The 21,419-nt window shown below is 62.4% G+C and carries 24 protein-coding genes; 5 read left to right on the top strand and 19 right to left on the bottom strand.

Annotated elements, in window-relative coordinates:
* The 5 genes from FJ428_RS30815 to eno all read right to left on the bottom strand — a co-directional run.
* The coding region (locus FJ428_RS30815) for a biotin/lipoyl-containing protein (protein WP_246675795.1) at nt 1-439 on the bottom strand (439 nt) is incomplete at its 3' end.
* Nucleotides 440-457: 18 nt separating this feature from the next.
* A complete protein-coding gene (locus FJ428_RS25720; RefSeq protein ID WP_140686621.1) occupies nt 458-1,849 on the bottom strand; it encodes a pyruvate dehydrogenase complex E1 component subunit beta in 1,392 nt (463 codons plus the stop codon).
* Nucleotides 1,850-1,864: 15 nt separating this feature from the next.
* Nucleotides 1,865-2,902, bottom strand: a complete 1,038-nt coding sequence (gene pdhA, locus FJ428_RS25715; RefSeq protein WP_140501346.1) for a pyruvate dehydrogenase (acetyl-transferring) E1 component subunit alpha — start codon at nt 2,900-2,902, stop codon at nt 1,865-1,867.
* Nucleotides 2,903-3,116: 214 nt separating this feature from the next.
* On the bottom strand, nt 3,117-3,440 hold the full coding sequence (locus FJ428_RS25710) for a septum formation initiator family protein (protein ID WP_140501344.1): 324 nt from the start codon (nt 3,438-3,440) through the stop codon (nt 3,117-3,119).
* Between the two features lie 157 nt (nt 3,441-3,597).
* The gene (gene eno / locus FJ428_RS25705; RefSeq protein WP_140880452.1) at nt 3,598-4,872 is read right to left on the bottom strand and encodes a phosphopyruvate hydratase; all 1,275 of its coding nucleotides are present in this window, start codon (nt 4,870-4,872) and stop codon (nt 3,598-3,600) included.
* A 199-nt stretch (nt 4,873-5,071) separates the two neighbouring features.
* Here eno and FJ428_RS30915 point away from each other — a divergent pair, with 199 nt between their 5' ends.
* On the top strand, nt 5,072-5,194 hold the full coding sequence (locus FJ428_RS30915) for a hypothetical protein (protein WP_263483006.1): 123 nt from the start codon (nt 5,072-5,074) through the stop codon (nt 5,192-5,194).
* 70 nt (nt 5,195-5,264) lie between these two features.
* On the opposite strand, the gene FJ428_RS25700 is transcribed toward FJ428_RS30915, so the two are convergent.
* From FJ428_RS25700 to FJ428_RS25675, 7 genes are all read right to left on the bottom strand, one after another.
* Nucleotides 5,265-5,630: a PRC-barrel domain-containing protein gene (locus tag FJ428_RS25700; protein ID WP_140501340.1), complete on the bottom strand. Its 366-nt coding sequence runs from the start codon at nt 5,628-5,630 to the stop codon at nt 5,265-5,267.
* Between the two features lie 172 nt (nt 5,631-5,802).
* The gene (gene kdsA / locus FJ428_RS25695; RefSeq protein ID WP_140686623.1) at nt 5,803-6,648 is read right to left on the bottom strand and encodes a 3-deoxy-8-phosphooctulonate synthase; all 846 of its coding nucleotides are present in this window, start codon (nt 6,646-6,648) and stop codon (nt 5,803-5,805) included.
* Complete coding sequence (locus FJ428_RS25690; RefSeq protein ID WP_140557263.1) at nt 6,645-7,535, bottom strand: VOC family protein; 891 nt, start codon at nt 7,533-7,535, stop codon at nt 6,645-6,647. The genes kdsA and FJ428_RS25690 overlap by 4 nt, the downstream gene beginning before the upstream one ends.
* Nucleotides 7,536-7,583: 48 nt before the next feature.
* Complete coding sequence (locus tag FJ428_RS25685; protein WP_140501335.1) at nt 7,584-7,874, bottom strand: Dabb family protein; 291 nt, start codon at nt 7,872-7,874, stop codon at nt 7,584-7,586.
* A 118-nt stretch (nt 7,875-7,992) separates the two neighbouring features.
* Nucleotides 7,993-8,127, bottom strand: a complete 135-nt coding sequence (locus tag FJ428_RS30910) for a hypothetical protein (RefSeq protein ID WP_263486323.1) — start codon at nt 8,125-8,127, stop codon at nt 7,993-7,995.
* Nucleotides 8,128-8,328: 201 nt separating this feature from the next.
* Nucleotides 8,329-10,308 (bottom strand): bifunctional 2',3'-cyclic-nucleotide 2'-phosphodiesterase/3'-nucleotidase, encoded by a 1,980-nt coding sequence (locus FJ428_RS25680; RefSeq protein WP_140880451.1) that lies wholly within the window; start codon nt 10,306-10,308, stop codon nt 8,329-8,331.
* A gap of 151 nt (nt 10,309-10,459) precedes the next feature.
* Entirely contained in the window at nt 10,460-11,725 is a 1,266-nt protein-coding gene (locus FJ428_RS25675) for an NAD(P)/FAD-dependent oxidoreductase (RefSeq protein ID WP_140525508.1), read from the bottom strand.
* A gap of 165 nt (nt 11,726-11,890) precedes the next feature.
* On the opposite strand from FJ428_RS25675, the gene FJ428_RS25670 reads away from it, so the two are divergent.
* Nucleotides 11,891-12,550 (top strand): 5-formyltetrahydrofolate cyclo-ligase, encoded by a 660-nt coding sequence (locus FJ428_RS25670; protein ID WP_140501329.1) that lies wholly within the window; start codon nt 11,891-11,893, stop codon nt 12,548-12,550.
* A 30-nt stretch (nt 12,551-12,580) separates the two neighbouring features.
* On the opposite strand, the gene FJ428_RS25665 is transcribed toward FJ428_RS25670, so the two are convergent.
* Nucleotides 12,581-13,054, bottom strand: coding sequence for an Lrp/AsnC family transcriptional regulator (locus FJ428_RS25665; RefSeq protein ID WP_140501327.1), 474 nt, complete (start codon nt 13,052-13,054; stop codon nt 12,581-12,583).
* A 158-nt stretch (nt 13,055-13,212) separates the two neighbouring features.
* On the opposite strand from FJ428_RS25665, the gene ald reads away from it, so the two are divergent.
* Nucleotides 13,213-14,328 carry an alanine dehydrogenase gene (gene ald, locus FJ428_RS25660; RefSeq protein WP_140501325.1) on the top strand — a complete coding sequence of 372 codons (1,116 nt, stop codon included), beginning with the start codon at nt 13,213-13,215 and terminating at the stop codon, nt 14,326-14,328.
* Between the two features lie 376 nt (nt 14,329-14,704).
* Here ald and FJ428_RS25655 read toward each other — a convergent pair whose 3' ends face one another.
* The 6 genes from FJ428_RS25655 to FJ428_RS25630 form a co-directional block, all read right to left on the bottom strand.
* Nucleotides 14,705-15,172, bottom strand: a complete 468-nt coding sequence (locus FJ428_RS25655; RefSeq protein WP_140664495.1) for a DUF1203 domain-containing protein — start codon at nt 15,170-15,172, stop codon at nt 14,705-14,707.
* 143 nt (nt 15,173-15,315) lie between these two features.
* A complete protein-coding gene (locus tag FJ428_RS25650; protein WP_140880450.1) occupies nt 15,316-15,873 on the bottom strand; it encodes an OmpA family protein in 558 nt (185 codons plus the stop codon).
* 96 nt (nt 15,874-15,969) lie between these two features.
* Nucleotides 15,970-16,533, bottom strand: coding sequence for a GNAT family N-acetyltransferase (locus FJ428_RS25645; RefSeq protein ID WP_140501320.1), 564 nt, complete (start codon nt 16,531-16,533; stop codon nt 15,970-15,972).
* Between the two features lie 2 nt (nt 16,534-16,535).
* Nucleotides 16,536-17,387 carry a 3-mercaptopyruvate sulfurtransferase gene (gene sseA, locus FJ428_RS25640; RefSeq protein WP_140501318.1) on the bottom strand — a complete coding sequence of 284 codons (852 nt, stop codon included), beginning with the start codon at nt 17,385-17,387 and terminating at the stop codon, nt 16,536-16,538.
* Between the two features lie 81 nt (nt 17,388-17,468).
* Entirely contained in the window at nt 17,469-18,212 is a 744-nt protein-coding gene (locus FJ428_RS25635) for an alanyl-tRNA editing protein (protein ID WP_140501316.1), read from the bottom strand.
* A complete protein-coding gene (locus FJ428_RS25630; RefSeq protein ID WP_140515437.1) occupies nt 18,212-19,246 on the bottom strand; it encodes a cysteine synthase A in 1,035 nt (344 codons plus the stop codon). The genes FJ428_RS25635 and FJ428_RS25630 overlap by 1 nt, the downstream gene beginning before the upstream one ends.
* A 230-nt stretch (nt 19,247-19,476) precedes the next feature.
* On the opposite strand from FJ428_RS25630, the gene FJ428_RS25625 reads away from it, so the two are divergent.
* Both FJ428_RS25625 and FJ428_RS25620 read left to right on the top strand, forming a co-directional pair.
* The gene (locus FJ428_RS25625; RefSeq protein ID WP_140501312.1) at nt 19,477-20,298 is read left to right on the top strand and encodes an SDR family oxidoreductase; all 822 of its coding nucleotides are present in this window, start codon (nt 19,477-19,479) and stop codon (nt 20,296-20,298) included.
* A gap of 92 nt (nt 20,299-20,390) precedes the next feature.
* On the top strand, nt 20,391-21,365 hold the full coding sequence (locus FJ428_RS25620; RefSeq protein WP_140501310.1) for an alpha/beta fold hydrolase: 975 nt from the start codon (nt 20,391-20,393) through the stop codon (nt 21,363-21,365).
* The last annotated feature ends 54 nt before the right edge of the window (nt 21,366-21,419 follow it).

The raw sequence follows: 21,419 nt of genomic DNA, 5'->3' as shown, positions 1-21,419 counted from the left end.
CACCCTCCCCCTTGTGGGGAGGGTCGGCAGGCCTTCCGGCCGGGGTGGGGGGCGCGGCGGTGGGTTCACCCGCGGCGCGACCTCCCCCATCGGACGGAGAGGTGGGAGTCTCGGTCTTCGATGTCTCAGCCTTGGGAGGCTCCGCTTTCGCCGGTGCGGCATCGCCACCGCTTTTCGCGGCGGCACTTGCGTCCTCACCCTCGGCGGCAAGCACGGCGATCAGCGCATTGACCTTGACGCCTTCGGTGCCGGCGGGAACGACCAGTTTCGCCACCGTGCCCTCATCGACGGCTTCGACTTCCATCGTCGCCTTGTCGGTCTCGATCTCGGCAATGACATCGCCGGGCGAAACCTTGTCGCCCTCCTTCACGAGCCACTTCGACAGATTGCCCTCTTCCATGGTGGGCGAGAGGGCCGGCATGGTGATGTTGATTGGCATTGTGTCCTCCCGCCCGGTTCAGCGATATGAGACGGCTTTGACGGCCTCGATGACTTCGCCGACATTCGGCAAAGCCAGCTTTTCGAGATTGGCCGCATAGGGCATCGGCACGTCCTTGCCGGCGATGGTGATGACCGGCGCGTCGAGGAAATCGAAGGCTCGCTGCGACACCTGGTTGGCGATATGGTCGCCGACCGAGTTCTGCGGGAAGCCTTCTTCCACCACGACCAGCCGGTTGGTCTTCTTCACCGAGGCGATGATGGTGTCGAAGTCGAGCGGACGGATGGTCCTGAGATCGATGACCTCTGCGTCGATGCCCATGCCGCGCAGTTCCGCTTCGGCCTTGACCGCATAGGTCATGCCAATGCCAAAGGAGACGATGGTGACGTCCTTGCCTGACTTATGGATGCGCGCCTTGCCGATCGGCAACACGAAGTCGTCCAGCTTCGGCACGTCGAAGGACTGGCCGTAGAGGATTTCGTTTTCGAGGAAGATGACCGGGTTCGGATCGCGGATCGCCGCCTTGAGCAGTCCCTTGGCGTCGGCGGCGGTATAAGGCATCACCACCTTCAGGCCTGGTATGTGGCTGTACCAGGCGGCGTAGCACTGAGAATGCTGGGCGGCGACGCGAGCCGCCGCGCCGTTCGGCCCGCGGAAGACGATCGGCGCGCCCATCTGTCCGCCGGACATGTAGAGCGTCTTGGCGGCCGAGTTGACGATCTGGTCGATCGCCTGCATGGCGAAGTTGAAGGTCATGAATTCGACGATCGGCTTCAGCCCAGCCATCGCCGCACCGACCCCGACGCCGGCAAAGCCGTGCTCGGTGATCGGCGTGTCGACGACGCGACGCGGTCCGAACTCCTGCAGCAGGCCTTGGGTGATCTTGTAGGCGCCCTGGTACTCGGCAACTTCCTCGCCCATGACGAAGACATCGCCGTCGCGGCGCATTTCCTCCGCCATCGCATCGCGCAGCGCTTCGCGCACCGTGGTCGAGACCATCTCGGTCCCGGCGGGTATGTCAGGATCGGCGGCGACTTCCGTCTTCGGCGCGGCCGCCACAGGCGCCGCTGCCTCGCTCTTGGCCGCGGCGGGTGCCGGTGTCGGCGCCTTTGCCTCAGTCTTGGCGGGCTCTTCACCGATGCCTTCGCCGGCCTTGTCGACGTCTTCGCCATCGACAGCCAGCACGGCGATCACCGCGTTGACCTTGACGCCTTCGGTGCCTGCGGGAACCACGATCTTGGCAAGCGTGCCCTCATCGACAGCTTCGACTTCCATCGTCGCCTTGTCGGTTTCGATCTCGGCGATGACGTCGCCGGCGACGACCTTGTCGCCCTCGTTCTTCAACCACTTGGAAAGATTGCCCTCTTCCATGGTCGGCGAAAGGGCGGGCATGAGAATTTCGATCGGCATGTCCTTGCCCTCCCGTTACAATACGATGTCGGTCCAGAGCTCGGACGGATCCGGCTCGGCGTCGTGCTGGGCAAACTCGGCGGCATCGGCGACGACGTCGCGAACCTCCTTGTCGATGGTCTTCAATTCGTCCTCGCTTGCCCACTTCTTCTGGATCAGCCGCGCTTTGACCTGCTCGATCGGGTCATGCTCGGAGCGCATCTTCTGCACTTCTTCCTTGGAGCGGTATTTCGCCGGGTCGGACATCGAATGGCCCCGATAGCGGTAGGTCTGCATTTCGAGGATCAGCGGCCCATTGCCGGCACGGCACCATTCGGTGGCGAGATCGCCGGCGGCCTTGACAGCACGCACGTCCATGCCGTCGACTTGGATGCCGGGAATCTTGAACGAGGCGCCGCGATTCGAGAAGTCGGTCTCCGCCGAGGAGCGCGATACCGAGGTGCCCATGGCATAGCGGTTGTTCTCGATGATGTAGATCACCGGCAGCTTCCACAGCGAAGCCATGTTGAAGCTTTCGTAGACCTGGCCCTGGTTGGCGGCCCCGTCGCCGAAATAGGTCAGCGTGACATTGTTGTTGCTGCGATAGCGGTTGGCAAAGGCCAGGCCCGTGCCGAGCGACACCTGGGCGCCGACGATGCCGTGGCCACCGTAGAAATGCTTCTCCTTGGAGAACATGTGCATGGAGCCGCCCTTGCCCTTCGACAGGCCGCCTCGGCGGCCGGTCAGTTCGGCCATGACGCCACGCGGCGACAGTTCCATCGCCAACATATGACCGTGGTCGCGGTAGGCCGTGATCATCTGGTCACCGTCGATCAGCGCCATCTTCATACCGGTGACGACCGCTTCCTGGCCGATGTAGAGATGGCAGAAGCCGCCGATAAAGCCCATCCCGTAAAGCTGGCCGGCCTTTTCCTCGAAACGGCGAATAAGCAGCATGTGCCGGTAGGCGGCAAGCTCCTCGTCCTTGGTGAATTCCACTGGTTTGGGCGCGGAAAGGCCCGATTTGCCGTCGGATTTCGATTTGGCAGGCGCTTTCCTGGCTGCGGTTGCCATGCATCACTCCCTGTTGGCGTCTCTTCGCGGACATTTCGAGCAAGATGAAATCTGCTCGAGCAAGATGAAATCTGCTCAGGGGAGATCAGCTCTCCCCACTGATTTTGGGGAGGCTAACACGTGAGAACGTGTTCCGCCATGTCGAAATTGCATAGCTGGCATGCGACTAAGCAATTAGAATCATTGAAAATATTGGTGATTAACCTGATATTGGTTACTTTGCCGAGACCGGCAACATGATGGTGATTTCGTCGGCCTGGGACAAATTCAGCGCCTTACGCGCCTGCTCGTCGAGCATGTCCTTCTCCAGCGTGCCGTCGTGCATCAGCTTGACGCGCCGTTCCAGCTCCATCCTGCGCGCCTTGATCGCATCGAGCTGGGCCTGCAGGGCAACAGTCTCGGCCTCCAGCTGGTATTTCGAATTGATGCCGAACTCGCCGTGATAGGCATGAAAGCCGAAATAGGCCAGGAACACCGCGCAGAGCGAGGGGATGATCAGCCGGCCGGTGTTTCTCTGTTTGTGCTGACGCGTCCACATCGTCCGTTCCCTCGCAGTCGCGAACTCGGGCGACCACGGTCTTTTTCGCTCCATTGTGCTTAACGGACGGTTACGGATGACGCGTCCACAGGCGCTCCAACGAAAAAGGGCGGGAATTCCCGCCCCTCACCGCCATCCCTGTGTCCGATGCTCCGGCTCAGCCCTTCAACATCGACTTGCCGGCGTAGCGCGCCTGCTTGCCGAGTTCTTCCTCGATGCGGATGAGCTGGTTGTATTTGGCCATGCGGTCGGAACGCGACAGCGATCCGGTCTTGATCTGCCCGCAATTGGTGGCGACGGCGAGGTCGGCGATGGTCGAATCCTCGGTCTCGCCCGAGCGATGCGACATGACGGCGGTGTAGCCGGCCTTGTGCGCGGTCTCGACGGCATCGAGCGTCTCGGTCAGCGATCCGATCTGGTTGACCTTGACCAGGATCGAATTGGCGACCCCCATGCGGATGCCGTCGCGCAGGCGCGCCGTATTGGTGACGAAGAGATCATCGCCGACGAGCTGCGTCTTCTTGCCGATCAGGTCGGTCAGATATTTCCAGCCTTCCCAGTCATCCTCGGCAAGGCCGTCCTCGATCGAAATGATCGGATAATCGGCGGCGAGCTTGGCCAGGTATTTCGCCTGCGCCTTCGGATCGCGTGTCTTCTTCTCGCCTTCATAGACGTAGTTGCCGTCCTTGAAGAATTCCGTCGCGGCGCAATCGAGGCCGAGCGCAATCTCCTCGCCCGGCTTGAAGCCGGCCTGCTCGATCGACTCCATGATGAAATCGAGCGCCACCGGCGCGCTCTTCAGGTTCGGGGCAAAGCCGCCTTCATCGCCGACATTGGTGTTGTGGCCGGCGTCCTTCAGCTTCTTCCTCAGCGTGTGGAAGACCTCAGAACCCCAGCGCACGCCTTCGCGCAGCGTTGGCGCACCGACCGGCAGGATCATGAATTCCTGGAAATCGATCGGGTTGTCGGCATGGGCGCCGCCATTGATGATGTTCATCATGGGTACCGGCAGCAGATGCGCCTTGGTGCCGCCGACATAACGATAGAGCGGCAGGCCGGCGGCTTCGGCCGCGGCCTTGGCCACCGCCAGCGACACACCGAGAATAGCGTTGGCGCCGAGCCGGCTCTTGTTGGGCGTGCCGTCGAGTTCGATCATGGTCTGGTCGATGTGGATCTGGTTTTCGGCTTCCATGCCGCCGATTGCCTCGAACAGTTCGCCGTTGACCGCCTCGACGGCCCGCAGCACGCCCTTGCCGAGATAGCGGGCGCCGCCGTCGCGCAGTTCGACGGCTTCATGCGCGCCGGTGGAAGCTCCAGACGGCACGGCCGCGCGGCCCATCGAATCGTCTTCGAGCACGACATCGACCTCGACGGTCGGATTTCCACGGCTGTCCAGGATTTCACGCCCGACAATGTCGATGATGGCGGTCATTGCGATGTCCCCGATTGATCTGACGAAACGTCGCGCCCGTCTTAGCCAAAGCGGCGCAAAAGGCAATCGGGCCACCGCCAATTATTGCCGCCGGCGCGATTCACGAAGCGCAAATTCCTGTCATCATAAGTCATGCGCCATAGGATGGCCGCCGGTCTATGATGGCGGCTGCGCGGGGCGAAACAGGAGGAGTTTCGCCATGTCCGAGTTAAGCGGTATCGTGAGTTTGTTCCTGATCGCGGCGGCGTTCCTGACGTCCTGCGACAACCAGCAGCCTCCACAGGGCGCGGTGCAACTGTCGACCCTCCGCAGCGCGGAGTAAGCACGGCAGGCGATCATGTAAAAGGCCCCCGCTGCGTTTTGCGGGGGCCTTTTCACGTCAGGCTGGCCGGTCAGTGCCAGTAAGGCTCGACCTTGTAGTAATTGTAGGAGGCGTCGCGTGCGGCCTCGCCATCGGCGCCCGTCAGTTCGTTGATCGAATAGGCGGGAGCGGCTTTCAGCTGGTCCTTCGAGAATGGCACGACATAGCCGCCCCTATCCTCATCGTAATCCAAGCTCGCCCACGGGATGGCGTGATATTTTTCACCCATGCCGAGAAAGCCGCCAAAACCGATCACAGCGAACATGATGCCGTTGGACAGCTTGTCGAGCATGACGTCCTCTATGCTGCCGATCTTCGTGCCTTCGGTGTTATAGACGGATGTGCCGATGACCCGCGAAGCAGCGATAGCCTCTGTGTGTCCTGCCTGGGTTGTCATGATGTACTCCTCATTGTCGTTGCTCTGGACTTTCACAATGAGGGGCGAGATCGAAGGTTCCCGACTTTTCCGCCGGTCTGTTCGACTTTTTCCACCTGTATGAAGGTGACTTCTTACTGACGTGGCAGACCGATATATGCCCTCCTCGGCGACAACCTTCAGCTGCGCCGGGTCAGCGGGCCTTCGCCACCCGGTCGAAGGCCATCAACCTCTCCAGAAGTGCCGGCATGTCCTTCAGCGGCACCATGTTCGGTCCGTCGGACGAGGTCGAATTATCCGGATCCTGGTGGGTCTCGATGAAGACGCCGGCAACGCCGACGGCGACAGCCGCGCGGGCCAAGGTCTCGACAAAGCGGCGTTCGCCGCCGGAGGAACCGCCCTGCCCGCCCGGCTGCTGGACCGAATGGGTGGCGTCGAAAATCACAGGCGCGCCGATGTCGGCCATAATCGGCAGGGCCCGCATGTCGGAGACGAGCGTGTTGTAGCCGAACGAGGCGCCGCGCTCGGTGGTCAAGACATTGGGGTTGCCGGAGCCGGTGATCTTGTCCACCACGTTCTTCATGTCCCAGGGCGCAAGGAACTGTCCCTTCTTGACGTTGATCACCTTGCCCGTCCTTGCGGCGGCAACCAGCATGTCGGTCTGGCGCGACAGGAAGGCCGGGATCTGCAGCACGTCGACATGCGGCGCAACGATGGCGCACTGTTCCTCGGTGTGGACGTCGGTCAGTACCGGCAAGGAGAATTCCTTGCGCAACTCGTCGAAGACCGGGAGCGCCGCTTCCATGCCGGCACCGCGTGTAGCCGACAGGGAGGTGCGGTTGGCCTTGTCGTAGCTGGTCTTATAGACGAGGCCGATGCCCAACCTGCCTGTCAATTCCTTCAGCGCGCCGGCCATGTCGAAGGCATGCTGGCGTGATTCGAACTGGCAGGGGCCGGCGATCAGCGACAGCGGTGCTGCGTTGTCGAAGACGACATTGCCGACGGTTACCGATGAATTGGGCGCCAAGGCGTTGCTCATTGTATCTCCCGAAAGATGAAGGCCGCGCCCTGCCCGGATGTCGGCTGCACGACGATATCACTGCCCGACATATCGTATCTGATGGAATTGGCTGCAAGCAGACCTGCCGCGACGGCGGCACGCCGAACCGAAAAGACGACTGCCGCGAAGCGGAGTTGCGTCGGCTTACCGGCGGGCACGCCAAAGCGTGCCGTGAAAGAGGCCGGGTCGAGTACAGTCAAGATAGCGTTAGGTAGACGAAAAATGGAGGCGCGCGCGTCAGCCGTCGGATCGTTTACTGCCACGGAAATCAGCCGGCGCTGCTCGGCGGGCTCGTCGCTGATCGCCACGATCTCGACAATTCCCGTGGCACCGTTGGCATGAGCCTGCAGCGCCGTGCGGTCCACTTCCGGCGCGTTGACGCGCTGGCAGGCGAACAGGAACGCATCGGTTGAACCCCCGGTCGACGCGAAGGCCAGTTTGAATGACGCCATGTCGCTTTTGCCGGCAGCGTCGGTGAACGCCCGCGAAAAGCCCAGCATGTCCCCGCCCGACAGGCTCGCATCGACAAAGCGTGCATGGTCCGCATCGGCGTCGTCCGTGGTCAGGACCACGGCGGAAAAACCTTCATTGCCATTGCGGTCACGATAGAGCCGGTCGCGCGCGACGAAGACATTGCCCTGGCCGGCGGCCTTCATCGCGGCCTGATCATCGCCTACAGCCAGCGGTTCCAGATAGGTGCCGTCCGCGAGGAAGACGCAGCAATTTTCCGTGCCGAATGGATGGATGCCTGTCGGCGCGACGATGAAGCCGAGGGCCGTTAGCCGCGCCCGCGCCACATCCAGGCTCGAGGTCGGCAGCACGAGGTGATCGAGCGGATGAGTGCCTGTGGGTGGTGTTTGGATCATGCCAGCGCGGTGTGCATCATTGCGCAAAAGGGTTCAAGGGCGCCCGAATCAGCTTCCGGCCACCACATCGGCGGAATAACGCAGTTCGCGCAATGGCTTGACCCTGCTGGTGGTCTGCGCATAGAGCGGATGCGCCTTGTAGGCGGCCAATGCGGCGGCATCGGTGAACTCGGCGTAGACGACCACGTCGATCTCATCCGACAGCGGATCGACCTTGGTGTTCAGCGTCACCTCGAACAGGCTGGAATGGGGAATGCCGCCGAGCGCCAGCAGCCCAGAGCGCACTGCCTCCACATCCTCGCCACGCCGCGCGCTGAAGAAAACGATATGCCGGATCAACCCCGCCTCCTCGATCAAAAATCCGGGGTCTTTTGTGACGACGAAACCGTCAGGTCAACCGTTCAGGGTGCCGCGCGTCCTTGCGACGCGCCCGGGATGCACGAGACCTGAACGGGAACTAGGCCTTGCCGGTGACGTAACGCACCACGTGAGAGACATTCCTCACCGTCATATCGAGGTACCGGCCCTGGTTGTAGAGACCGTCCCAGATCAGGAAAAACGCAACGGCGGCGATGACGATGACATAACGCATGGCTAATCTATCGCATAAGCCCGGCTGTGCTCATAGACGTTTCCGCCAGGCAAAGACGGGATCCGTGTCGACCCTCGTCCGGTATATGAACTCTCGGCACCTGGAACTGCCAAATCAATGCCGGCGCGCCTTCGATCTCGTCGCCGGGCGACTGGCCGGGCATGATCCAGAAATGGCCCGCGGCCCAATTGCGAATGGCGGTCAGAGAAGGATGCGGTATTTCGCAAATCCTGCCTCGCCGGCGCCCGCCGGCTCGATCTTCAATGACTTCACTTCGGCGATGAGGTCCTTCGCCTTGGGCCCTGTCTCGAACACGACGCTGGTTCCGGGCAGCGGCGCGAACGACCAGTTGCCGTCCGCCGACGGATTGATCGTGCCCTGCTTGACGATGTAGCGGACGATGACGTCGCGGTTGGTGTCTGGCGCTTCGTAGATAATCTTGGAAGCGTCGATGTCAGGAAAATTGCCGCCGCCGCCGGCCCGGTAGTTGTTCGTTGCAACGACAAATTTCTGATTGGGATCAATCGGTTTGCCGTCGAACATCAGGCCGACGATGCGATTGGCACTAGCATTGGCCAGCCCACCCTTGGCATCGTATTTCGGCGGCTGCGACAGATCTATTCTGTAGGTGACGCCGTCGATAACGTCGAAATTGTAGGACGGAAAGTCGGTGTTGATGAGCGCCTGGTCGGCCTTGCCAGGTTCGATCCGGTTGAAGATGCCGGCCGACATTTCCAGCCATTCCTTGACCTGCGCTCCGGTGATCTCAACGGCCCGCACGGTGTTGGGATAAAGGTAGAGGTCGGCGACGTTCTTGATGGCGATGTCGCCTGCCGGCACATCGGTGTAGTAGTCGGCGCCGTTGCGCCCGCCGGCCTTGAAGGGGGCTGCCGCCGACAGCAGCGGCACGTCCTTCCATTGTGTGTTTTTCAGGATGTCCTGGAGGTACCAGGTCTGCGCCTGGCTGACGACCTGAACCGACGGATCGTCGGCGACCAGCGCGAAATAGGAATAGAGCGGCGCTGCGGTCTTGCCGACGGGACGACGCACATAGGCGAGCGTTGCCTGGTGGTCCTGCTCAAGCGCGGCGATGATGCGGTTGTCGTCCGCGACAGTCGGCTTGTTCTTGTTGTCGACACGTTCGAAGATCGGCCGCGCTTCCGAGGTGGCGGACACGATCTTCCATTTCGAGCCGTCGCGCTCCAGCATCAGGTCGATCAGGCCCATATGCGAGCCCCAGAAGCCGCCCATGACGGCCGGCTTGCCCTGCAGCGTACCCTTTTGCGCATCGACGCCTTCGAGCGCCTGAAAATCCTTCTTGCCAGGGAACACCAGATGCTGGTGACCCGTGAACACCGCGTCGATGCCTTCGACGCCGGCGACAAAGAACGATGCGTTCTCCATCATATCGCCCTGCTTGACGTCGATGCCAGAATGCGAGAGCGCGATGATAATGTCGGCGCCCTCTTCCTTCATCTGCGGCACCCAGGCCTTGGCGGCCTCGACAATGTCGCGCGTTCTGACATTACCTTCGAGGTTCTTGAGATCCCAGACCATGATCTGCGGCGGCACGAAGCCGATGATGCCAATCCTGATCGGTTGCTCGGTGCCTGAACCGTCGCTGATCTTCTTGTGGAGGATGACGTAGGGCTTGAGGTAGAGCTTGTCGTCGCGCGGGTTCGCGGCAAGCTCGGTGCCGCGGATCAGGTTGGCGCAGACGAAGGGGAAATTGGCGCCGGCCAGAACCTTGTCCATGAAGGACAGGCCGTAGTTGAATTCGTGGTTGCCCAACGTCGAGCACTCGTAGCCGAGCAGGTTCATGCCTTTCATGATCGGATGCAGGTCACCGTCCTTCATGCCCTTTTCATAGGCGATGTAGTCGCCCATCGGATTGCCCTGCAGCAGGTCGCCATTGTCGATCAGCATCGAATTAACGGCTTGCTTGCGCACCGCGTCGATCAGGGAGGCCGTGCGCGACAGTCCCATCGTGTCATTCGCTTTGTCGGCGTAATAGTCATAGGGCAGCACATTCACATGGATGTCGGTGGTCTCCATGATCCGGAGATGCGCCTGGTTGGTCTGGGCGCGGGCGGAGAAAGGGTGAAGCGCAATTAGCGCGCCCGTGGCGGCGGCGCCCGCGAGGAGACCGCGGCGGGAGACGGAATGGAGCGGCTGCGACATGTTTTCTCCTTTTCGACGACACGAAAGACCCTGCCCGAAGCGAACTTCGCGCTGAAACCTATTCGAGTCCATTCAAGAAGTTGCGCGCGTCGGAGCTGTCAGTCGATCAGCAACAGATGACGCGCGGATGAACGGTCGCAAGCGCGGAAGATCAGCCCTTGTCGTCGTCGCCCTGCGTGATCAGGCGGGCGCTGCGTTGGCCCGTGACGTAGATCCATAGCCAGCTCAGCGACACCGCGAGCCGGTTGCGGAAGCCGATCAGGAAATAGATGTGCGCCAGTCCCCACAGCCACCAGGCCGGCCAGCCGGTCAGCCTGATCCAGCCGAAATCGATCGCCGCGGCGCGCTTGCCGATCGTGGCCAGGTCCCCGGCATGCTTGTAGTGGAACGGCCGTACGCTCGTATCGCCGGCAAGCCTGGCCTTGATGGTCGCGGCAACATGGCGGCCCTCCTGCTTGGCGGAAGGCGCCACGCCGGGAACGGGCCGTCCATCGGGCCGCAGCACGAGAGCGGCGTCGCCGATGACGAAAATCTCGGGGCTGCCCGGCACGGTGAGATCGGGTTCAACCAGCACCCTTCCCGCCCGGTCGGCGGCGGCGCCCAGCCATTCGGCTGCCGGCGAAGCGGCAACGCCCGCCGCCCACAATATGGTCCTCGCCGGCAGATGCGTGTCGCCGAAGACGACGCCCTCGGCGTCGCAGCGCGTGACCGCCCGGCCGAGTTCGATCGTCACGCCGAGCCGCTTCAACGCCTTTCCGGCATAATCGGACAGTTTCGGCGCAAAATTGGCCAGTATGCGGTCGCCAGCCTCGATCAGCACCACACGCGTCTCGCGCGTGTCGATGTTGCGGAATTCGCCGCGCAGTGTGTCGTGCGCCAGTTCGGCAATGGTGCCGGCAAGTTCGACACCGGTCGGACCACCGCCGACGATCGCAATCGTCAGCAGCGCCTGGCGCCTGGCAGGATCGGTTTCCCGCTCGGCCTGCTCGAAGGCGAGCAGAATGCGCCGTCGAATGGTGGTGGCGTCCTCCAGCGTCTTCAGCCCTGGCGCGAACGGCTCCCATTCGTCGTGGCCGAAATAGGCGTGTCGGGCGCCGGTGGCGAGCACCAGCGTGTCGTAGGCGACGGTGCTGCCGTCATCGAGCAGCACGCGTTTTCCGGCTCGGTCGATGCCGGTGACATTGGCGAGCAGCGTCGTCACGTCCTTGCGCTTGCGCAGCAGGTGGCGGATCGGCCAGGCGACCTCCGAGGTCGCCAGCGCTGTCGTTGCGACCTGGTAGAGCAGCGGCTGGAAAAGATGGTGATTGCGTTTGTCGATCATGGTGATGCGCACGGGCGCACCGGCGAGAGCGCGGGTGAATTCGAGGCCGCCGAACCCCGCCCCTACGACGACGACATGGTGATTGGCTTGATCCATCGCATTCACCCTGACCAGCAATATCGCATGCCTTTGATGTAGGAGCTTTTGTGCAATGCAACAACACGAAGGCCGTGCCCGAGACTCGTCGTTCCATGTCGTGAATGCACATGTCGCATCCCCCCGCCGGGTATAGCGTTATGGAAAACAGCGATGAGGTGAAGCATGGCCAACGATCACGACGACCAGGGTCCGGCGCAATATTCCTCGCCGCCATGCTTCATGCACGAACTCGATCCCGCGTTTCACGCGCCGATATCCGATTGGACCGACGTCAGACGATGGCGCAAGGCCGAACGGGAACGCCTGATCGCGGCGCGTCTCGCGGTTTCCGCCGATGCGCGAACGGCGATGTCGCAGAGCATCGCCGGAGCCCTCGACGCGGCGATCGGCGATATCGCCGGCCGCATGGTCAGCCTCTATTGGCCGTTTCGCGGCGAGCCGGACCTGCGGCCATGGATGGCCGCCATCAATGAACGAGGCGGGCGCACCGCGCTGCCCGTCGTCATCGAAAAGGCACAGCCGCTGATCTTCCGGGCCTATGTTCCGGGCGACCGGCTGGAGAAGGGCGTGTGGAACATTCCGATTCCGGCCGAGGGCGAACCGGTCTTGCCCGACATCGTCATCTCGCCGATCGTCGGCATCGATTCCGGCAATTATCGCCTGGGCTATGGCGGCGGGTTCTACGACCGAACGCTGGCGGCGATGCCGTTCAAGCCGCTGGTCATCGGCGTCGGCTACGAATTGCAGCGCATCGCCACCATCTACCCGCAGCCGCACGATATCCCGATGGACCGGATCGTGACGGAGGCTGCCAAGGCGTAGACGGCTGAAGGCATGGAAGGCTGAGAATGCTCAGGCCATTTCGGGCTTCAGGCCCATCGCCGTCCGGTCGACGATTTCGCGCAGGGCAAAAGACGAATTGATCTTCGTCACATGCGGCATCGCCGACAGCCATTCCTTGTGGATGCGTTCGTAGTCGGCAAGGTCCTTGGCAGCGATTCTGAGAATGTAGTCGTACTCGCCCGACATCAGGTGGCAGGACAGCACGTTCGGGCAGCGCTTGATCGCAGCTTCGAAATCCGACAGCGTCTTCTCGAACTGGCCCGACAGCGATATGTGCACGATCGCCGTCATCTGGTGACCAAGTGCTGCATTGGAAAGCCGGGCATGATAGCCGCGGATGGTTCCGGATTTCTCCAGATTGTCGAGCCGGCGCGAACAGGCCGACTGCGACAGGCCGACCCTTTCGGCAAGGGCGGCGTTCGGCATCCTGCCATCCTTCTGCAAGGTCTCCAGAATGGCGATATCAATCCTGTCGAGTGGCATTCTTCGTGATTCCTGCGAATTTTTGCGCATTCTACGCAACAATTATCGAATAGCGAACCCTCCTGCAAGTGCATTCGCAAACACTTACGCAACGATTCGTGGTTGACTGCGTCAATACAGGGAACGAGCCCCGAAGGGCCGTGTCAGGAGAAAAGAAAATGCGCGTCGGCTGCCCCCGGGAAATCAAGAATCATGAATATCGCGTCGGACTTACGCCCGGCTCGGTCCGCGAATATGTCGCCCACGGACATGAGGTGCTGGTCGAGACCGGCGCCGGGGCCGGCATCGGAGCCGACGACAACGCCTATCGCGCTGCCGGCGCCACCATCGCCAAGACGGCGGCCGATGTGTTCGCCAAGTCGGATATGATCGTCAAGGTCAAGGAGCCGCAGCCTAACGAATGGGCCCAACTGCGCGATGGCCAGATCCTCTACACCTATCTTCACCTTGCTCCGGATCCGGAACAGACCAAGGGCCTGCTCGCTTCGGGCGTTACCGCCATCGCCTATGAAACGGTGACCGACGACCGGGGCGGCCTGCCGTTGCTGGCGCCGATGTCGGAAGTCGCCGGCCGCCTGTCGATCCAGGCCGGCGCCACGGCGCTGCAGAAGGCCAATGGCGGCCGCGGCGTGCTGCTCGGCGGCGTGCCCGGCGTGCTGCCCGGCAAGGTCACCGTGCTCGGCGGCGGCGTCGTCGGCCTGCACGCAGCCAGGATGGCGGCTGGCCTGGGCGCCGACGTCACCATCATCGACCGCTCGATCCCGCGCCTGCGCCAGCTCGATGACCTCTTTGCCGGCCGCGTCCATACCCGCTACTCGACCGTGGAGGCTCTGGAAGAAGAGTGCTTTTCCGCCGACATCGTTGTCGGCGCCGTGCTGATCCCGGGTGCTGCGGCGCCGAAGCTGGTCTCGCGCGAAATGCTTTCGGGCATGAAGAAGGGGTCGGTGCTGGTCGACGTTGCCATCGACCAGGGCGGCTGCTTCGAGACCTCGCACGCGACCACACATGCCGAGCCGACCTACGAGGTCGACGGCGTCATCCACTATTGCGTCGCCAACATGCCGGGCGCCGTGCCGGTCACCTCAGCACATGCACTCAACAACGCGACTCTGCACTATGGCCTTCAGCTCGCTGACAAGGGCCTGAAGGCGCTGGTCGACGACCATCATCTGCGCAATGGACTCAACGTCCACAGAGGCAAGATCACCAACCGTGCGGTCGCCGAAGCGCTCGGCTACGAACTGGTCGAACCGAAGGCGGTTCTCGCGGCCTGATTCTCCTGAGAGGATACCTGCCTCCCGTCAGCCCGCCGGTCATTCCCGGCGGGTTTTTTCTTTCCGGATTGGCGGCTGTCAGGCCTGCACCCGGCTCGGACTTAAAACATGTGCCGCAACCTGCGTCTCGGCGCCAATTGCAAGTTTAACTGAGCCCTCCAGGCAAATAGTCGAAGCCCATATGCTTCTTTGCGCAGAAAATTTCTGTGGAAGGTTCAGGCAAACAAAAAAGCGGAGCCAAGGCCCCGCTTCCTCGATGTCGAGATTTGCCGCCGGTTCATCCGCGGTCGACAAATCGATCGACGGCTACCCGTGTACCGCAATGGTATGACAGGAGTACGACAGCGCTCCGCTATCGCACCGCCACATGCGCCCGTCAGACACGTTCGATCCGGCACTGGAAGCAATTGTTGCGCGCCGAGCGGACATGCACGTAGGCAATCTCGTCGCGTTCCAAGAGAGCCTCGGCGCGCGCGGCGATCGCATCGGTCGCAATGACGCCACCGCTGCCATAGACGATGCGGTCATCCGTGCCGTAGCCGCGCACGATATAGTCCGGGCTTTCGAGAATTTCGGGAAGTGCCTGAGATTCCGCGGCGCGCTCGCATTCCTGCGCGTGAAGGAAGATCGGTCCGGTCTCGGCATAGGGCTGAAGTTTGGGGAATGGCCGGTAGGCCAGGATGAGATAGTCGTCTCCGTCGGCGATGTTCTTCAGGCAATGCCGGCATGGCATGCCGTCGCCGTCGGAGACCTTACGCTCGGGCGTGTTTCCATAGGCATCGGGCCCGCCGCGCTGAAGCGCTCGTACATCTTGTGTCGGCAAGGCTTTGAACTGGATGGTCATGGCGAAAATCTCCGCTGTCATTGATCGGAAATTATGCGCATCAGCCCCCGCGTCCCACCCGATTCCTGACAATCATTGGCCCTTGGTCGGCTTGTTCCAGCCGACCAAGGCAAGGCGAACTTCACCGGATTGTCGGAACTCCCTCAGCGAATGAAGTCGTCAAAGCGACGGAGGGTGACCCGCCGGTTCCGCCAGTTTTCGTTCTGCGTCTGCACCAGCAGGAATTCCTCGCCATAACCGACCGTCTCCAAAGCATAGGCCGGCACGCCGAACTCGCGCACCAGCGTGCGCTTCAGCGAGGCGGCGCGCTGTTCCGACAGGATCCGGTTCGATTGGAAGGAGCCGACGGCGTCGGTATGGCCCTCGATGAGGACGCGCGCCCCGGGGTTGCGGCGCAGGATACGCTGCAACGCATCGGCGATAGTGTCGATCTTGTCGTATTGCGAGCTGGAGATCGCGGCCGAGCCGAAAGCGAAATTGATCGACTGGATATCGATCGACCGGGCCATGCGGCGCAGGTCCGGCCGGCGCTTGAACTCACGGATGGTGATGCGCTCGTTCGGGCGCAGCTTCACGCGGGGTGCCGCCTCGAGCTTTCGTTCGATGGTTGCGGCCGAAGGCGTTGTCGCCTGCGCGGCGGCGAGACCGGGCATTGCGATTGCCGCGATCAGCGCGGCGGCAAGGGTACGGCGGGTCAGCATGTCTTTTCTCCTTCGGCCCGTATTATGTGCGGGCAAGATGGCAGAGACAGGCTGAAGCGCGGATGAACGAGAGGTTCAGCTTTTGTGAGGGCGTCGCTATGGCCGCATGACGCTGGCCGAGCGCTCGGCGAAGGGCAGAGGGTGAACGGTCTCCTTCTTCTGCGCCACCGGCGCGAAGCCGAGCTTCTGGTAGAGCGGCAAGGCAGCAGGATGGTCGAGCGTGCAGGTCTGCACCGTCACCCGCTTCGGTCCATACGACCAAGCCGCGGCGATCGCCGATCCCAGGAACCAGCGGCCGATGCCTTGCCCGGTGGCGTGTTCCATCATGCCGAAATAGGCAAGCTCGACTTCTTCCGGCAGATGCGGCTTGAGGTCGAAAAAACCGGCGGGCGCGCCATCGAGATAGAGCACCCTGATGTCGCGATCCTCGCGGTGGATGCCGGCCGAAAGCTCGTCGTCATCCAGCCTCAGCACATTGACCCAGTGCCATTTACGCCCCACCCGATCCATCAGGTACCGGTAGAAATGCAGCGGAATGTCTTTGGTTTTCAGGAGTGCGACCTGGCGGTTGTAGGGCATGGGCGGCGACACGGCCGGTGGCGCATGCATCTCGAGGAACGTCACCGTGACTTCGATGTCCTTCAGCTCGCCGTTTTCCATCGTCATTCCTTGCCTGTCACGACTGGTGTGTCGGAGAGACCGCCCCATTCGGTCCATGAGCCGTCGTAAAGCCTGTTGTCGGTATGGCCAAGCGTTTCCAACGCAAGCGTGATCACCGCCGCCGTAACGCCGGAGCCGCAGGAAGTGACGATAGGCTTCGACAGATCGAGGCCGGCGTCCTCGACCACCTTGCGCAACCGCTCCTTCGGCAGAAGCACGCCGTTTTCCGACAGCGCCGAATAAGGCAAGTTGCGCGCGCCCGGCATATGGCCGGAACGGACGCCCGCGCGCGGCTCCGGCTCCGCGCCGGTGAAGCGCCCTGCCCCGCGCGCATCGGCAATCTGGCTTTCCCGGGTTCCGACGATGCGGCGCATATCGGCAAGGCTGGCGACCCGGCCGGCGTCGAAATCGGCGTGGAACACGCTGGGCGCGATTTTGGTCGGTTCGGCCGTCACCGGCCGGCCGGCCGCTTTCCAGCCATCGAAACCACCGTCAAGGATATACGTCTGGAAGACGCCCATCACCCGGAACATCCACCATGCCCGAGGTGCCGAGAAAAAGCCCGGGCCGTCATAGACGATGATCGTGTCATCTGCCGAAACGCCCATCGCGCCGACATACTGCGCGAAATGCTGCGGCGACGGCAGCGTATGCGGCAGCGCGGCGTCCGGATCGGAGACCGCGTCCTGATCCAGGAAGCGGGCGCCCGGAATGTGCCCAGCGTCATACTCGGCGCGCGCGTCGCGGTTTTGCGCCGGAAGATACCAGGATGCATCGACAATCGTCAGGCCAGGCTGGCCCAAACGCTCCTGCAACCAGTCAGCGTCGACGGTGAAAGGACTGTCTTCAGCCATTGTGGTTCTCCTGCCGCCATTGACCAGACGTTGTCTTGCCTTGCCGCATGATCTTGTCCGAAAACATCGTAGCTTTCGAGATCATGTTTGGGGCATCGGTCCAAACCGGATGCGGAAGCGCCGGTTTTCACGCCCCTTCTTCTCAATCTTGCCGATATGGATTTCGCCGATCTCGCCGGTGCTTTTGACATGGGTGCCACCACAGGGCTGACTGTCCACCGAAGCATTCTCGCCGATGCAGACCAGCCGGATTTTGCCGGTACCTAGCGGCGGACGGACATTCTTGGACTTCACCAGACCCGGATTGGCGGCCAGTTCCTCGTCGCTGATCAGCCTGGTAAAGATCGGATGATCGGCCCGCACCAGGCCCATCAGGCCAGCCGTCACGTCTTCCTTGCTGAAGCTGGCGTCGGGAATGTCGAAATCGACACGGCTGTCGTCTTCCGAAACCGCCGCGCCGGTGATCGGAAACGGGCAGACGACGGTGAGCAAATGGCAAGCGGCATGCATGCGCATCAAGAGATGACGTCGCTCCCAGTCGATTGCGAGCTTCAGGCGCTCGCCGACCGCAGGCGCGGCTTGTTCCGGCGCCGGCACGTGGATGATCTCGTCCTTTGTTTCCCCGGTGATGGTAGCGGCCAGGACGATGCGGCTGCCATCGGCGCGCTGGAGATAGCCGCTATCGCCCGGCTGCCCGCCCGAGGTGGCATAGAAGATGGTGCGGTCCAGAACGATGCCGCCGCGCTCGTTGACGGCGACCACCACGGCATCGGCCGTCCTGAGATAGGCGTCGTCGCGAAACAGCGCTTCGGTCTTGTGCGCCATCACACGACCTTTTCAAACGGCACGGAAATATCTGATTTCTCTTCCATCCAGCCGGGCACCGGCAGCTTCTTTTCGCGCAGGAATTCGGGATTGAACAGTTTCGATTGGTAGCGTGTGCCGTAGTCGCAAAGAATGGTCACGATGGTATGGCCGGGGCCGAGTTCACGCGCCAGCCGGATCGCGCCCGCTATGTTGATGCCGGTCGAACCGCCGACGCAAAGGCCTTCCTCCTGGACCAGGTCGAAGACGATCGGCAACGCATCCTCATCACGAATCTGGAACGAGAAGTCGGGCGTGAACCCATCGAGGTTGGCGGTGATGCGTCCCTGCCCGATGCCTTCGGTGATCGAACTGCCCTCGGATTTCAGCTCACCGCTGGTATAGAAACTGTAGAGCGCAGCGCCCAGCGGATCGGCGAGAGCGATCTTTACGTCCCTGTTTTTCGCCTTCAGTCCGAAAGCGACGCCGGCCAGCGTTCCGCCCGAGCCGACCGCCGAGACGAAGCCGTCGACCTTGCCGCCGGTCTGGCTCCAGATCTCCTGCGCCGTGGTGCGGATGTGCCCGTCGCGGTTGGCGACATTGTCGAACTGGTTGGCCCAGATAGCGCCGTTCGGCTCCGAACGCGCCATTTGCTCAGCCAGCCGCCCCGACAATTTCACGTAATTGTTGGGGTTCTTGTACGGCACGGCCGGAACCTCGATCAGCTCGGCGCCGAGCAGCTTGATCGTGTCCTTCTTCTCCTGGCTCTGCGTTTCGGGAATGACGATGACGGTGCGGTAGCCGAGCGCCTTGGCGACCAGCGTCAGCCCGATGCCCGTATTGCCGGCCGTGCCCTCGACAATGACGCCGCCCGGCCTGAGCAGCCCACGCTCTTCGGCATCGCGGATGATGAACAGGCCGGCGCGGTCCTTGACCGACTGTCCGGGATTCATGAATTCGGCCTTGCCCAGGATCTCGCAGCCGGTTTCTTCCGAAGCCCTGTTGAGGCGGATCAATGGCGTGTTGCCGATAGCGTCGATCACGGAGCGGGGCATTCGGGAGTCCTTGTGTAGCTGCGGCGAAACCCTAGAAACCCGAAGCTTCGGTTTCAAGGCAAGAATTTGCCTGGTCCAGTGGCATTTTCTGCACTGCATTTGCGCCGGCCTCTCCCTGGTGCCGGGCGTATCCGCGCGGTTCATTTGGGACCGGCATCGAAAACCGCTCTTTTCATTCGATTTCTTCGCGGTTAGAGCAAAAGCCAAGAACAATTCGACGGGGGCGCAGCATGACACTCTATCGGGCCGACCCGAAGCATGGCGTCGCCTGGGTCACGGGAGGCAGCAGCGGCATCGGCCGTTCGCTGGCCAGGGACCTTGCGTCCCAGGGCTATGCGGTGGCCGTAACGGCACCCGATGGCGATCCCATCGACACGCTGATTGTCGAGACCGCGCAGATGCCAGGCAAGGTCAAGGCTTTTCCCTGCGACGTGACCGACGAGCCGCGCATGGCAAGAACCGTCGCTGCAATCGAGAACGAGCTTGGCCCCATCGTGCTCGCCGTCTTAAACGCGGGCAACTACATTTCCACGCCTGGCGAGGCTCTCGTCGTCAGCGATTTTCGCCGGTCTTTCGAGGTCAACTATTTCGGCATCATCAACGGGCTGGTGCCGGTCGTCGAACGCATGCGCGTGCGGGCGCGCGGCCATATCGTGCTGGTCGGCTCGGTCACCGCTTATTTCGGCTGGCCGACGACCGCCGCCTATGGCGGCACCAAAGCGGCGATCAACATCCTGGCCGAATCGCTGAAATACGATTTCGACAAGATGAACGTGCGCGTCCAGGTCATGAATCCGGGCTTCATAGACACACCGCTGACCGAGAAGAACATGCTGCCCATGCCGGGGCTGATGCCGGTCAGCCGAGCGACGCGGCGCATGGTGCGGGGTATCAAATCCGGCGGCTTCGAGGTCACATTCCCGCGCCGGACGAGCTGGCCCCTGAAGCTGCTCAGCCTGTTGCCGAGACCGGTGTACCGAGGCGTGATCAGCCTCATGACGAGCTGGAAGGCACGGCCGCTGAATTACGACCGCAAGCCGCCGAGCGAATAGAAGCCAGCGGATCGGCGGCTTCATCGCCGGCCGGTCGTTGCCTGTTCCCCGCCACCGCCGTAGGTTTGTTGTTGTTGCGTTTGGAGTCTGCGATGGGGCGACGAATCGTGCTTGCTGTGCTGGGGTTAGTCGCCATCCTCGCACTGGCCTTCGTGCTCGGCCCGCGGGTTCCCGTCGACACCACGATCCGCTTCGATCCATCCGCAATCGGCGACGATCCGCAGGCCTACGTGGCCAGGACGGAAGCGGCGATATCCGGCATCCGTGACGGGCTGGAGAAAGAGATCATCTGGGCCAATCCGATGGTGCATGCCAGGACACGGCTGTCCATCGTCTATATCCACGGCTTTTCGGCGTCGAAGGGCGAGCTCCGCCCGCTGCCCGACGAGGTTGCCGACCAACTCGACGCCAATCTGTTCTTCACCCGCCTCACCGGCCACGGGCAGGATGGCGCGGCCATGACGCAAGGCAGCCTCAATGCCTGGATCAACGACTATGAGGAGGCGCTCGCGATCGGCCGGGCCATCGGCGACAAGGTGATCGTCATCTCTACCTCGACCGGCGGCTCGCTGGCGGCCTGGGCGGCAACACAGCCGGGCGCTTCGGACGGCGTGGCGGCGATCGCGTTCATCTCGCCGAATTTCGGCGTCAAGGCGTCGGGCGCCGGGATCCTGACCATGCGATGGGGCAAACAAATAGCCGAACTCGTCGCCGGCAAGGAGCGCAGCTTCATGCCGCGCAACGCGCTGCACGAGAAATTCTGGACCACCAGATATCCCCTTGCCGCGACGCTGCCGATGCAGGCGCTGACGGAACTTGCCTATGGCGCGCCGGTGGAGAAAGCGGTGGTCCCTGCCCTCTTCATCTTTTCGGATTCGGACAGCGTGGTGCGGCCTGACCGCACGCGTGAAATCGCCGGGCGTTGGGGCGCGCCGCACGAGCTGGTTCCGGTCGACGATACCGGCGATCCCGACAACCACGTCATCGCCGGCGACGCCCTGTCGCCATCGACCACGACCTTCCTTGCACAAAGAATTGCCGTCTGGATCGAGGCGGTCGCGAAGTAGCCCGAGCTTCCATACGGAAAGGGCGACCGCAGCCTCACCGCGGTCGCCCTTTAT

Source organism: Mesorhizobium sp. B2-8-1 (assembly GCF_006440955.1).
Taxonomy (GTDB): Bacteria; Pseudomonadota; Alphaproteobacteria; order Rhizobiales; family Rhizobiaceae; genus Mesorhizobium.
This window is presented reverse-complemented; position numbering and strand designations above follow the sequence as displayed.